This is a genomic window from Psychrobacter pocilloporae, assembly GCF_029872915.1.
In the GTDB taxonomy this organism is placed as follows: Bacteria; Pseudomonadota; Gammaproteobacteria; order Pseudomonadales; family Moraxellaceae; genus Psychrobacter; species Psychrobacter pacificensis.
Window position 1 is genome coordinate 1,307,038 of record NZ_PGFT01000001.1, and the last position, 13,539, is coordinate 1,320,576.

A 13,539-nucleotide genomic window follows, 5' to 3' on the forward strand; every position below is an offset into this window, starting at 1 on the left:
TTATGAATGATCTGACAGCAAATGTAGGCGCGCAAGAGCGTTCAGATAGTATCTATTTTGCGCCCTTATTGCCATGGCAACAGACATTGTGGTCGCAATTGACTCAGCGAGTATTGACTCAGCAGTCCTTGCCGCATGCATTGCTCGCTGCTGGTATGCAGGGAATGGGTAAACGCGCCTTTGTATGGCGGTTGGTGGCTTGGTTATTATGCCGCGAGCATGATACGAATCCACTAGGCGCATGCGGCACGTGTGAAAGTTGTCAATGGCTCAAGTCGGGTACTCACCCAAGCTTGCAAGTGCTGCCAATCGTGAGTATGCCAATCAATGCGGATAGCGACACCCTCCAAGACAAATCAAGCAGCGCAAAAGACAAAAAAGCCACTAAGAGCACCAGCAACAGCGCGATTAAAATCAAAGTGGATGACATTCGTGCCTTGCAGCCTTTTATTTATCAAGGCGGGCAAGGGATGCGCATCTGTGTGTTAGATCATGCTGAGCAAATGACCGTCGCCGCTGCCAATGCGTTACTCAAAACCTTGGAGGAGCCGCAAGCGCAAGTTCATCTATTTTTAATCAGTGACACGCCTGCTCAGCTGCTTCCGACCATCAAGAGCCGTGTACAACAGCTGGCATTACAGACTATTGAGCCCGCTGTTGCTATCGATTATGTGACAAAAGCGCTCGGTCATACCATCAATCGTGAAGCCGTCAGTAAGATGGCGATTGAGCAGTTGATACAATTAGCAAACGGCGCACCTCTCGCTGCGGTAGCATTGGCACAGGCACCGTGGTACAGCAAACGTGCACTGTGGCTGACCACATGGCAGGCACTGCGAAGTGGTAAACGTAGTAGCGTAGCGGCAAGTGATTATTGGCAAAAACAGCTGAGTATTAAAGAGTTTATTCAACTGTCTGAACGGATGCTCCTAGACATAAAGCGCATCTGCCTAGGACTGAATGAATTACAAACAGATATCAACCTATCAGAAGCATTAGCCTCTTATCAACCCGATGCTCTCAATCTAGAAGTATTCGGCGATAGTTTGCAGCAAACCAAAGTTGCACTGCAACAAAATGTGCAAGAAAAATTTGCCTATGATAAGCTAATGCAAGAATTGGCCTGCTTGTAGGAGTGGTGACATAGCCTTTGTGAGCTATTGAAACTTATTGATATAAATTGCTTTTGTTTATATCTCACAATCATTTATAAAAATATATTTGACCCAATTGATAAAGGAAGCTGATTATGGCAATGCCAGGACGCGGCGGGATTTTAACCTGCCATATTGAGACTATCGAAACGTTGTATGCCAGCTATCTGTCTTTTGTGAACAATGGCGCTTTGTTTGTGCCCTCTGATCAGCCGCAGCAATTGGGTAATGAAGTTTTTATTGCTGTTACACTGCCCAACTCTAGTGAGCGTTTGCCAATGAATGGTAAGGTTGTTTGGATCAACTCCAAAACGCAGAGCGGTCGACCAGCAGGCTTTGCTGTGCAAATTGGTAGTGATATCGCAGGACAACGAATCAAGAACGAAGTTGAGCGTTTATTGGCTGGTAAAATAGATAGCCTGCAATCCACTTATACCATGTAGCCCATACCACTTAACCCAAAAACCTAGGCGTCTTTATCGATGGTCATCATGGCTATATTGTATGATTAATAAAAAAGCCTTATAACTGTATAAGGCTTTTTTTAGGATATATATCCATGAGTGCTAGTAGCGCGACGGTACGTACATATCATCAGGAATAGGCTCGCGGTAGTATTCGTCATCACGTTTGCGACTGGGCAATTCAACTTCCTCACGAGGTATCTCTTTATAAGGAATCTGGTCGAGCAGATGTGCAATACAGTTGAGCCTAGCGCGCTTCTTATTGTTGCCTTCAACCACCCACCATGGGGCCTCAGGGATATGAGTGCGCTCAAACATGGTCTCTTTTGCTTTGGTATAATCCTCCCAGCGCCTACGGGATTGTAAGTCCATCGGCGAGAGTTTCCACTGTTTTAGCGGATCGTATATTCGGCTCATAAAGCGTGCATGCTGCTCATCGTCAGTAATAGAAAACCAGTATTTCACCAAGCGAATGCCTGATCGCACAAGCATGCGTTCAAACTCTGGCACTGACTGGAAAAATTCCTCATATTGCTCATCAGTACAAAAGCCCATGACGCGCTCGACACCGCCGCGATTGTACCAACTACGATCAAACAAAACGATCTCACCTGCGGCTGGTAGATGCGCGACATAGCGCTGAAAATACCACTGGGTTTGCTCGCGTTCAGTAGGAGCAGGTAAGGCGGCAACACGGCACACGCGTGGATTTAGCCGCTGAGTGATACGTTTAATGGCCCCACCTTTGCCAGCAGAGTCTCGCCCTTCAAAGATAACGACGATACGCTCACCATTTGCGACCACCCAGTCTTGCAGCTTAATAAGTTCTCGCTGCAATCGTACCAACTCATGGAAATAGGTACGCCGATCCAGTTTTTCTTGCTCACTCATCTCACGACCATTGAAGCGAAAGTCACGTGCATAGTCATCTATTTCGTTTTCTAGCTCTTCATCGTAGGTATCGATAAGGTCTTGATGCATTTTTCGACGTAGCTCATCATCAAGAATGTCTTTTTCGATGCGCTCAGCCAAGATGGCTTGTTCTCGGTTGTATTGATCTAATTGCTCCTGGGTGGTGAGTGATTGAAAGTCAGTGGTTGTAATGGGTTTTGTCGTTACCAATTTATCAGAGCCAAAAATGATTTGTCTCATTTTTCTTAATAGAAACTTTTTTTTAAGTAGAAATTCTGTCTTACCCATAAATATTACCTTTGTTTGGCGTGTCAGCTTTTTTAAGAGGCTACTATCTAGGTCGGTTCTATCATAGCAAAGTACAGACAATAAAAAATGCCCTTTAACTATTTAAAGGGCATTTTTTATGAGAATAGATGAGCTGATAAAAATGATGAATCAAGTACTCATTTTCATTCGTTACTTACCGAACTTATTTTTCTAAGATGCAAGTCACGCCTTGACCACCGGCTGCGCAGATAGAGATTAGCGCACGGCCTGAGCCTTTTTGGTCAAGTAGTTTTGCGGCGGTGGCTAGGATACGACCACCGGTCGCGGCAAATGGATGGCCTGCTGCTAGCGATGAGCCATTCACGTTTAGCTTGCTGCGATCGATCGAGCCTAGTGGCGCATCAAGACCTAGGCGCTCTTCACAGAATGTCTCATCTTCCCAAGCGGCGAGTGTCGATAGCACTTGTGAGGCAAACGCTTCATGAATCTCATAGAAATCAAAGTCTTGTAGCGTGAGGCCAGCGCGCTCAAGCATACGCGGTACCGCATAAGCGGGTGCCATGAGTAAGCCTTCGGTAGTACCAGATTTACCGATAAAGTCTACCGCTGCTGTCTCTTGGTGCACGATATAAGCCAGTGGTTTTAGACCATGCTCTTTTGCCCATTCATCAGTACCCAATAGGACACAAGATGCGCCATCAGTCAGTGGCGTTGAGTTAGCAGCAGTCATCGTTGGATTGGCGTTCTTTTTGCCAAATACTGGCTTTAGCTTACCCAGTTTCTCTAGCGTGGTGTCTGGACGTAAGTTGTTATCACGAGTCAGACCTTTGTATGGGGTGATCAAGTCATCAAAGAAACCTTCGTCATAAGCGCGTGCTAGGTTTTTGTGACTGTTAAAGGCAAGCTCGTCTTGAGCTTCACGAGTGATGTTCCACTCAAGCGTGGTGATGGCTTGGTGCTCGCCCATCGATAGACCAGTGCGCGGCTCGCCATTTTGCGGTGAGTCAATCAAGTCTTTTGGATTTAGACCCATCAATGCCTTTAGGCGTTGCTTGTTGTCTTTGGCGGCACCAAGCTTGATCAGTACTTTACGCAGACCATCACCAATAGCGATAGGCGCATCTGAAGTAGTATCTACGCCGCCTGTAATGGCTGAATCGATAATACCCAGTGCGATTTTGTTCGCAGAAGCAAAGGTCGCTTGTAGGCCAGTTCCGCACGCTTGTGAGATATCATAGGCTGGTGTGTGTGGGTTCAGCGCTGTGTTCAATGTTGCTTCGCGAGTCAGGTTGATATCGCGGCTTAGCTTCATAACGGCACCAGCGACCACTTCGCCGATGACTTCGTCTTGTAAGTTGTAGCGCTCAACCAAGCCGTCTAGAGCCGCAGTCAACATATCTGTATTGCTGACGTCAGCGTATGAGCCATTTGAGCGAGCAAATGGAATACGGTTACCACCTAAGATTGCCACACGATTCTGGTTTGTAGCAGGTTTGGTTGTACTCGCTTTTTTAGTTGCAGTCGCTGGTTTTTTAGCTGCTGTGGTTTCTACTTTTTCATCATCTGGTTGTTTGCTAGTGGTATTTTTAGTCTCTGAGTCGTTGGTATCAGTTCCTTTAGCGTCAGATTTTTTAGTAGCTGGCGCTTCTTTTTTTGTGTTGTCAGCTTGTGTGCTATCAGCCTTGGTATCGTTGGCCTTAGTATCAGCTTTAACGTCAGCAGTTTTAGCAGGTTCATTGTTTTCAGCAATTTCTTGTGGTTTTGCATCGCTGGCTTTAACAACAGTGCTTTCGACAACTGGACTATCAGGGTGGTTATTTTTATTACTCATAATATTATCCTTAAAAAGTATGGGCAGAAAAGTTGAAGGGTAAAAATAAAAAGTGGCAAAGTCATGTTAAGCAAAAATCAAATATTATCATTTATCGCCTAGTGTCGCTGTGTATGATAAGTCGTTTTGTGCTCGTTTAATGTATGTCTTTAGCAAACGATGTGTCGCTTGTATAAGTTCAATGACAGCTTTAAGCGTACTGGTTAAGGCGCTGATAGACTGACGAGTACCAACGAATATCAGATAGTAGCATTGCATAATGATATGTTTGATAATATATTGTTATCAATAATTATGTTTGCCATAACTTATACGTCAGATTTTAACATGTTATGATGGTCAGTAAGTGGGTAAAAAGTCGTCAGCTTGTATACTGACTTGTTTACAGATTGTTGTAGACATTGTCTGTTTTTGGACATGTTTTTAATGGCAGTGTATAGTTTGGCCAGTTTTAAAATGATTTACCAAATATCAATAATTACAATGTTGATGAGTCTATATAATAGGCGTATTACATTTAGTGTTTATTATTATTTCAACCATTCATTATTTATAGGGAATATATTATGTCAGACCGTTATGGTGATTTTGTTCAATCTTCTATTGGTAAAAAAGTCGCAAAGAACTTAGGTTTGCCAATGCCAGCGACGCTTGATCGTTTTGAAAGCGGTGAGCGTTTGGTTCGTGGCAGTGTACTAGTTGGCCGTGCTAATGGTGAGGACAAAAGCATTAGTGAATCTGTTGCACGTATTTTGTTAGATGTGCATGCTGATGTATATGTAAACAGCAGTGATGATGTTAAAGACGCCCTTGCTGATGCAGGCGTTGAAGCAAAAGCCAATACAGGTGGTGACGATCAGTTCAAAGTATTGCTTTTTGATGCAAGTAATATCAGCAATGCAGATCAGCTAAAAGAAGTGTACGAGTTTTTTCATAGCGTTGCGCGCCGCGTTGAAAAATCAGGCCGTGTGATCGTTATTGGTCGTACGCCAGAGGACATCACTGATATCGAAACTGCCATGGCACAACGGGCACTTGAGGGCTTTGTAAAATCAGTAGGCAAAGAGTTCAAGCGCGGCATTACAGCTCAGCTTATCTATGTAGAAACAGGCGCTGAGCAAAACCTAGACTCGACCTTACGCTTTTTCACTTCAGCACGTTCAGCTTATGTCTCAGGACAAGTGGTACGCGTGAGCAAGGGCGACTCAGTTGATGTCGATTGGAATCAGCCTCTAGGCGGTAAAACGATGCTAGTGACGGGCGCAAGTCGCGGTATTGGCGAAGCAATTGCTCGCGTCTTGGCTCGCGAGGGCGCGCATGTAATCTGTCTTGATGTACCGCAGCAGCAAGCTGACCTACAAAAAGTTGCTAGCGAAATCAGTGGCTCTGTATTGACAGTAGACATCACTAGCGATGACGCTGGTGCAGAAATCGCAGATGCGGCGCAAAAGCGTGGTGGTCTGGATTCAGTCATTCATAATGCTGGCGTGACACGTGATAAGACATTGGCCAGAATGGATGAGAAAAAGTGGGATATGGTCATCGATATTAACTTGGGCAGCATTGCTAAGCTGAATCGCTACTTGCTTGATAATGACGTGCTAAAAGAAAACGCCCGTATCGTCTGTGTGTCATCTATTTCAGGTATCGCTGGCAACATGGGTCAGACCAATTATGCCACTTCTAAAGCGGGTGTTATTGGCTTGGTTAATGCGACTGCTAAGCAGTTAGAAGACAACGCAAAAGGCATGACCATCAATGCAGTAGCACCAGGGTTTATCGAAACACAAATGACGGAAGCGATTCCGTTTGCTATTCGCGAAGCGGGTCGTCGTATGAATTCAATGAGCCAAGGCGGTTTACCAGTTGACGTGGCTGAGACCATCGCATGGTTGGCTTCACCTGCTTCGGGTGGCCTAAATGGCAACACAGTTCGTGTTTGTGGTCAAAGCTTACTTGGCGCATAATACTGATTTGTTGGTGAGACTGTGTGGCAAATGAGGAGAAAGTAGCGTGATGGTATTATCCCTTGTTTTTGATTTGCCTCACATATGCTTACGAAATATTTGCTGATAATTTGTAATAAAGCTGCCCACGGGTGGCTTTTTTATGATAAAAACACAAGAGCCATCAGCCAAACTATTTTTTGCTATTAAAGATACTTGCAAAATTGATTGAATATAGTACTCATTGATAATAGGTATCAGTCAATGACTGCTTAATGTCTTTAGATACGTTAAAAATCTTGTTCAAGCCACATTTAGGATTTACTTATGCCAGACACCCATTATGACGCGTTGCCAAAAGCGCACACTACCTATGCCAATATTGTCAAAAGCTTACTACCGATTGGTAACAGCGGCAAAGTCAGTAAAGATCAATTGCCACAGGCCACCTATTACGTCGATGATTTGCATATCGATCATGATAATCTAAACGACTATCGTAAAATTTGTGGCTTTGCTGATAATAGTAAAGTTCCAGCGACGTACTTTTCAGTACTATCACAGACTCTACAGATGAATATGATGGTCAAAGAGCCGTTTCCGTTTGCGATGTTGGGTCTGGTACACGTAGACAATAGCGTCACGCAGCATCGTCCTATCGGTGAGCGCGAAACGGTGTCCATGTCGGTCACTTTTGATAACTTGCGTGACCATGCTCAAGGTCAGCAATTTGACTTTGTCACCACGGTCAAAGCAGAGGACAAAGTGATCTGGGAAGGAACGTCAACTTACCTATCACGCAGCAAAAAAACGGCCAGCAGCAAAGATAAAAAAAGCACACCGCGTCCAGTTGCTGTGAAGCCAGAAGTAGGTAAAAAAGACGTACACAGTATTTTTGAAGTGCCAGAAGATATCGGTCGCCGTTATGCTTTTGTTTCAGGTGACTTTAACCTGATTCATTTGCACCCACTATCAGCGCGCGCGTTTGGCTTCCCTAAAGCGATTGCACACGGCATGTGGTCAAAAGCTAAGTGTCTTGCTCTAATGGATGAGCTGCCTGATGCTTATACCGTTGATGTTTCTTTCAAGTTACCGATCTTTTTGCCAGCAGAAGTGGAGCTTATTGCGCAGCCAATCGCTCAGCTTGAAAGTGTCGGCGATACCTGTGATTTTGGCTTATATAGCTCCAAAAACAGTAAGCCACATTTGGCGGGTGTCGTGACGTTAAATAGCAAGTAGCAAGCATTGTACGACGTATTCAAACCGATATCTTAATAGCCATATTTAACCAACACGTTTATCATTATGACTGCACAAAACATGAATTCACAAAATAGCGCGACAAGTACGGATCAAGCTGACAGATCAATGACTATTGATACAGTAGCTGCTAATGACAACGCTGTCACTAATATCTCAATTAATGACCATAGCGATTCTGACAATGGTGTTGATTTGTCCGCTGTCTTTGAGCCTTATTTTCGTCCGGATGCCAATACTATTGTGTGCGGCGCGTTAAATGAGGAAAAAGTCGCCGCTCTAGCAAAAGCTGGCGTTGAGTTGGTGATTAATTTGCAGTCAGAGGATGAGTTGAGTTTTAATGAATCAGCGGCCGTTGAGCGTGCAGGAATGAGCTATGAGCACCTGCCTATTAATGGCGCTGAAGAGCTAAAGCAACTTAAAATATTGGCATTTGATAATATATTGCGTCAGTATCATGGTAAAAAGATGGCCATGCACTGTGGTTCAGGCAACAGGGTAGGGGCTGCCATTGCACTACGCGCAGGCTGGTTGCGTGGTCGCAAGATGGATACTGCTATGGAGCGTGGACGCAGTCACGGCTTGACCAAGCTTGAACAAGAAGTCCATAATCGCTTGCTAGTACCGCGTTAAAATATCATAATAATTGAAGCATAAAAAGGCGACCGATAGGTGGCCTTTTTTATTGGTTATCAATGCATTTATACTGATCTCCAATATCTCTATAACGCATGTACCCAACTGATTTTAATACGAGGTCAGTTCACAATACTGGAGCAAGGTAGCAATGATGGACGACAACAAGCAAAATAATGATAAAAATATCGATACATCTATGAGCATAGATTTACAACGCCGCTTACAGCATTTATTGATAGACTTACAGCTAGATGACGCGCCAGCTGGTGGTGCTGTGGTTGTGTATCAGGCAGGCGAGTGTATTGCACAGGCAAGTACAGGTATGGCGCGTTTGGATGCATCATGGCAGTCTGATACGCTTGCCATCAATTTTTCTACCGGTAAAGGCATCTTAGCGACGCTACTGCATGTATTGGTATCACAGAAGCTGCTTGGTTATGATGTGCCTATTGCTCACTATTGGCCAGAGTTTGCCGCAACAGGTAAAGACAAAATTACCTTGCGACAGATGATGTCACATCAGGCGGATTTGTTTTCGATCACCAGTATCGATGTCGATAGTGACACGATGCTCGATTGGCGCGTTATGCTGAATCATATTGAAAAAATGCCTATCACAGCACCTGAGGACGCCGCTGCATATGACAGCGCTTATAGCGCGTTGGTCTATGGTTGGGTACTTGGCGGCGTGATAGAAGCCGTAACGCATATGTCATTAGCCGAAGCTTTACGTCAGTATCTAACCGAGCCTTTAGGTATTGCAGACAGTTGCTATTTTGGTGTACCAGATAGCAAAGTAGATCAAGTAGCAAAGCTTGCCAAAGACTTTGAGTCATCAAATGAGGATAGCGTACCACTGCGTAACAAGCGCCAAAAACCAACCCTAAAATCCGACTCACCAAGCACCTTACGTACTTATGCAAGTCTGCCTAGCTATCATTGCTGGCAACAGAAAATGCTCAATGATGAGCGTACAGCTGAAACGCAAAGTAGCCTTAACGACGATCTGGATGATAAAAATATTGATAACATACAACCTGTATTAAATACTGCGCGTATTAATAGCCTATATTTTAATACCAGTCAGCTCAATCTGAAAAACTATAAAGCAGCGCTCATTCCTGCCGGAAAACAAGCACTTGATTATCACAATCGCAAGACACTACAGGCAATCATTCCCGCTGCTAATGGCGTCGCTTCAGCGGATGCGCTAGCCACTATCTATGCTATGTTGGCCAATGGTGGGGTTTGGCAAGGGCAGACGCTAATTGATAGTGCTACGTTTAAGCAGCTCTCCGCAATACAAGTCACAGGCCTAGATGCTGTCATGCCAGCGCCTATGCAGTGGCGACTGGGCTACCACAGATTATTCAGTATATGCAGTGGTAACGACACTATCGATAATAGCATTGATCCAGCACTATCAGGGTTTGGGCACATGGGATATAACGGCTCAGTCGCTTGGTGTGATCCTACGCGTCAACTGTCATTTGCCTTTATCCATAATTTTGATACCACCATGCTCAACGATATTCGTCAGTTTGCATTGACAGAAGCGGTTCTGGGCTGGGTTGATGAAGTACGCTGATAAAGGCAATTCTATAAATGAATCCACTTTATCAATGATAATAACAGCATGAGTGGTTAATGATGCTCTTTTGGTGTCATTTTAAGTAGCCTTGTTGCGCTCAGACCATGGATGAAGATGGAGGTCAGAATCACAATCGAGCAGACAATCCATAGTTTGAGCGCATCATCCTCAGCAAAGAAATCTGTGTTGAGCGCATAAGACAGATAGTACAAAGTACCAATACCGCGTATACCTAGTGCTGAAATTGCGTATTTTTCAGTACGGGGTAAATGAAGTCCTGATAACGCGATAAATCCGCCAATTGGGCGTATGAGTAGTAGGAAAGTAAAACTGACGATATACACACGCCATGTTAGCTCAACACCAGCTTGCAAACCTTGACCCAAGAACATACCAAAAATAACCAGTACTAACGACATCAACAAACCTTCTGATTGCTCAGCAAAATCGTGTAGTTTTTGATGGTAGGAGTGCTCACATTCTGAACGCCTAAATGCAAATGCAGCGACGAAGACAGCGATAAAACCATAGCTGTGCACATACTCTGCGACACCATATGCCACCAAAGTCAGAGCAATAACTACATATCCTTGCGATATCGTGGTCTCACGGGTGTGTTTAGAAAATACTACTTTGGCCATCGCCTTACCAACCAGCACACCAACCAATACCCCTGCGCCAATCTTCCACAAAACATCATGGGTGAACCATGACCACAGCATCTCACTGGTAAAAGCGTTTCCTTCACTAAAAGCTTCCGCAATTTTAATCGCCAAGTAAACAAAAGGAAAAGCCAATCCGTCGTTTAACCCTGCTTCTGAAGTCAACGTAAAGCGAGGTGTGTCTTCTCTTCCTGTATTAGGGGGGCCCACCTGAATACTAGATGCCAGAACAGGATCGGTAGGTGCTAATACCGCACCCAGCAAAATAGCAGCGCCAAGGCTCAAGCCAAAGGCATAATAGCCTAACCCTGCCATCGCAAAAATACCGATGGGCATCGTAATGAGTAAGAGCCTAACCGTCGGTCGCCACAGCTGCCAAGAGAAATCAGTATCAATTTTGATACCCGCACCAACCAATGAGACTAAAATGACAATTTCAGTCAGTTTTTCGATGATTATTCCATTATTGATAGGGTCCAAAAACGATAGAGACGTCCACCAGTAACCCATCATCAAGCCAAAACTCACTTGTAGCATAGGCAATGATATCGAGGTGCGTTTAAAGATAACAGGAAACAATGCCCCTAATAAAAAGGCGATACCGCAGATTAATAAAAATAAATTGTAGTTCTCAATCATAAGGTTTTCGCACGTTGTTATATTTTAAGGAATTGTTTTGAGAGGTTTGCTTTCGATATTGATAATGGTTGGTATAGATGTTTAATATCTAGCCTGCAATATGACTTATCATAACGATAAAAAAGAATTATTACCGAAAGAAATAGTTATCAGAACGACAGATGCGTTGTTTTTTGGTGAAAAAAAAGCCTGCATGGCGCAGGCTTGATAGATTTTTATAAATAAGTTATGAAAACGAAGGGTTTAGATAGAGTTCTTAGCGCTCAACTTGGCTTACGTCGCGCACAGCGCCAGTGTCCGCACTGGTCGTCATTGCAGCATAAGCACGTAATGCCGGCGAGACATGACGATCACGACTGACGGGTTTCCATGCGTCGCGACCGCGTGCTTCCATAGCTTCTCGGCGTGCGGCTAAGTCTGCATCACTGACTTGCATGTTGATAGTACGATTTGGAATGTCGATGTGAATGCTATCACCTTCTTCAACCAGACCAATGGCACCGCCTTCAGCAGCTTCTGGGCTAGCATGACCGATTGATAGACCGGATGTGCCACCAGAAAAACGACCATCAGTGAGTAGGGCGCATTCTTTACCCAAACCTTTTGACTTCAGATACGTCGTTGGATAGAGCATCTCTTGCATACCAGGGCCACCTTTAGGGCCTTCATAGCGGATGATGACCACATCGCCTGCAACGATTTTGTCGTCTAAAACTGCCGCGACAGCTGCATCTTGTGATTCAAAAATACGTGCGCGACCGGTAAAGGTTAAGATACTCTCATCGACACCAGCGGTTTTGACCACGCAGCCACGCTCGGCAATATTGCCATACAGTACAGCCAATCCACCATCTGCAGAGTAGGCGTGTTCGGCACTACGGATACAACCTGACTCACGGTTGACGTCAAGGTTTGACCACTCTTTTGATTGTGAAAACGCCTCGGTGGTGCGAACGCCACCCGGTGCAGCAAGGAAGCGCGCGCGTGCCTCATGGTTATCACGATTCATGATATCCCATTTATCAATCGCTTCTTTCATTGTCGTACTATGGATAGTCGGTACGTCAGTTTTCAACAATCCCGCACGATCAAGTTCAGCCAACAAGGCAAAGACACCGCCCGCACGATGCACGTCTTCCATATGGAATTTTTGTGAGGCAGGGGCTACTTTTGCTAGGCATGGCACACCGCGGCTTAGACGGTCAATATCAGCCATTTTAAAATCAATCTCAGCTTCATTGGCCGCAGCAAGTAGATGCAAGATCGTATTGGTTGAACCCCCCATGGCAATATCTAAGCTCATCGCGTTCTCAAAAGCGGCTTTGGTCGCGATTGAGCGTGGTAATACTGAATCATCATCTTGCTCGTAGCGACGTTTCGCAAGCGAGACAATAGTGCGTCCCGCTTCCAAAAACAGCTCACGGCGTAGTGAATGAGTAGCGAGTAGCGAGCCATTACCCGGTAGGGCCAAGCCTAACGCTTCGGTCAAGCAGTTCATCGAGTTGGCAGTGAACATCCCAGAGCACGAGCCGCAAGTCGGGCAAGCTGAGGCTTCGATAGCAGCGACATCTTCATCACTGATGCTGTCATCAGCCGCGTCCATCATTGCATCGACGAGGTCAAGTTTACGAATGGCACTGCTGTCATTACTATCGGTATTGTGGCTCTTACCAACGGTGCTGGCTAGGATTTTGCCCGCTTCCATTGGGCCACCTGAAATAAATACCACAGGTATATTAAGACGCATTGCCGCCATTAGCATACCCGGTGTGATCTTATCGCAGTTAGAGATACACACTAGCGCATCTGCACAATGCGCATTGACCATGTACTCGACCGAATCAGCGATCAAATCACGACTTGGCAGAGAATACAGCATACCGCTATGACCCATGGCGATACCATCATCGACCGCAATGGTGTTGAACTCTTTTGCAACGCCGCCAGCTTGCTCAATCTCGCGTGCGACCAGCTGCCCAAGATCTTTTAGATGCACATGGCCGGGTACAAACTGGGTAAAAGAGTTGGCAATCGCAATGATTGGCTTGTCAAAGTCGCCGTCAGTCATGCCGGTGGCACGCCATAATGCGCGCGCGCCTGCCATATTACGACCGCCGGTAGAGGTTTTTGAGCGATAATCCATGTGATATTCCTTACAAATAGGCGGGGTT

The 13,539-nt window shown here is 45.1% G+C and carries 10 protein-coding genes; 6 read left to right on the top strand and 4 right to left on the bottom strand.

What is annotated here, in order from left to right:
* Positions 1 to 2: 2 nt before the first annotated feature.
* Positions 3 to 1,133, top strand: a complete 1,131-nt coding sequence (locus CUR83_RS05700) for a DNA polymerase III subunit delta' (RefSeq protein ID WP_284719281.1) — start codon at positions 3 to 5, stop codon at positions 1,131 to 1,133.
* Between the two features lie 116 nt (positions 1,134 to 1,249).
* The gene (locus tag CUR83_RS05705; RefSeq protein WP_058024954.1) at positions 1,250 to 1,597 is read left to right on the top strand and encodes a PilZ domain-containing protein; all 348 of its coding nucleotides are present in this window, start codon (positions 1,250 to 1,252) and stop codon (positions 1,595 to 1,597) included.
* Between the two features lie 123 nt (positions 1,598 to 1,720).
* Here CUR83_RS05705 and ppk2 read toward each other — a convergent pair whose 3' ends face one another.
* Together ppk2 and CUR83_RS05715 are read right to left on the bottom strand one after the other, a co-directional pair.
* Positions 1,721 to 2,770, bottom strand: a complete 1,050-nt coding sequence (gene ppk2, locus CUR83_RS05710) for a polyphosphate kinase 2 (protein WP_228724600.1) — start codon at positions 2,768 to 2,770, stop codon at positions 1,721 to 1,723.
* 232 nt (positions 2,771 to 3,002) lie between these two features.
* Positions 3,003 to 4,631 (bottom strand): acetyl-CoA C-acetyltransferase, encoded by a 1,629-nt coding sequence (locus CUR83_RS05715; protein ID WP_071001359.1) that lies wholly within the window; start codon positions 4,629 to 4,631, stop codon positions 3,003 to 3,005.
* A gap of 566 nt (positions 4,632 to 5,197) precedes the next feature.
* On the opposite strand from CUR83_RS05715, the gene CUR83_RS05720 reads away from it, so the two are divergent.
* The 4 genes from CUR83_RS05720 (at position 5,198) to CUR83_RS05735 (ending at position 10,064) form a co-directional block, all read left to right on the top strand.
* On the top strand, positions 5,198 to 6,598 hold the full coding sequence (locus tag CUR83_RS05720; RefSeq protein WP_058024956.1) for a 3-oxoacyl-ACP reductase: 1,401 nt from the start codon (positions 5,198 to 5,200) through the stop codon (positions 6,596 to 6,598).
* A 306-nt stretch (positions 6,599 to 6,904) separates the two neighbouring features.
* On the top strand, positions 6,905 to 7,816 hold the full coding sequence (locus CUR83_RS05725; RefSeq protein ID WP_071001360.1) for a MaoC family dehydratase: 912 nt from the start codon (positions 6,905 to 6,907) through the stop codon (positions 7,814 to 7,816).
* Positions 7,817 to 7,897: 81 nt separating this feature from the next.
* A complete protein-coding gene (locus tag CUR83_RS05730) occupies positions 7,898 to 8,470 on the top strand; it encodes a protein tyrosine phosphatase family protein (protein WP_284719282.1) in 573 nt (190 codons plus the stop codon).
* 157 nt (positions 8,471 to 8,627) lie between these two features.
* On the top strand, positions 8,628 to 10,064 hold the full coding sequence (locus CUR83_RS05735) for a serine hydrolase domain-containing protein (RefSeq protein WP_425301261.1): 1,437 nt from the start codon (positions 8,628 to 8,630) through the stop codon (positions 10,062 to 10,064).
* 56 nt (positions 10,065 to 10,120) lie between these two features.
* Here CUR83_RS05735 and CUR83_RS05740 read toward each other — a convergent pair whose 3' ends face one another.
* Together CUR83_RS05740 and ilvD are read right to left on the bottom strand one after the other, a co-directional pair.
* Positions 10,121 to 11,368: a cation:proton antiporter gene (locus CUR83_RS05740; RefSeq protein ID WP_071001361.1), complete on the bottom strand. Its 1,248-nt coding sequence runs from the start codon at positions 11,366 to 11,368 to the stop codon at positions 10,121 to 10,123.
* Positions 11,369 to 11,624: 256 nt separating this feature from the next.
* Positions 11,625 to 13,511, bottom strand: a complete 1,887-nt coding sequence (gene ilvD, locus CUR83_RS05745; RefSeq protein ID WP_071001362.1) for a dihydroxy-acid dehydratase — start codon at positions 13,509 to 13,511, stop codon at positions 11,625 to 11,627.
* Between the last annotated feature and the right edge of the window lie 28 nt (positions 13,512 to 13,539).

Bases quoted from the DNA above. Each gene is read 5' to 3' on its own strand.
- CUR83_RS05700 (WP_284719281.1), top strand. From the start codon at position 3: ATGAATGATCTGACAGCAAATGTAGGCGCGCAAGAGCGTTCAGATAGT.
- ilvD (WP_071001362.1), bottom strand. From the start codon at position 13,511: ATGGATTATCGCTCAAAAACCTCTACCGGCGGTCGTAATATGGCAGGC.
- CUR83_RS05725 (WP_071001360.1), top strand. From the start codon at position 6,905: ATGCCAGACACCCATTATGACGCGTTGCCAAAAGCGCACACTACCTAT.
- CUR83_RS05730 (WP_284719282.1), top strand. From the start codon at position 7,898: ATGAATTCACAAAATAGCGCGACAAGTACGGATCAAGCTGACAGATCA.
- ppk2 (WP_228724600.1), bottom strand. From the start codon at position 2,770: ATGAGACAAATCATTTTTGGCTCTGATAAATTGGTAACGACAAAACCC.
- CUR83_RS05735 (WP_425301261.1), top strand. From the start codon at position 8,628: ATGGACGACAACAAGCAAAATAATGATAAAAATATCGATACATCTATG.
- CUR83_RS05705 (WP_058024954.1), top strand. From the start codon at position 1,250: ATGGCAATGCCAGGACGCGGCGGGATTTTAACCTGCCATATTGAGACT.
- CUR83_RS05740 (WP_071001361.1), bottom strand. From the start codon at position 11,368: ATGATTGAGAACTACAATTTATTTTTATTAATCTGCGGTATCGCCTTT.
- CUR83_RS05720 (WP_058024956.1), top strand. From the start codon at position 5,198: ATGTCAGACCGTTATGGTGATTTTGTTCAATCTTCTATTGGTAAAAAA.
- CUR83_RS05715 (WP_071001359.1), bottom strand. From the start codon at position 4,631: ATGAGTAATAAAAATAACCACCCTGATAGTCCAGTTGTCGAAAGCACT.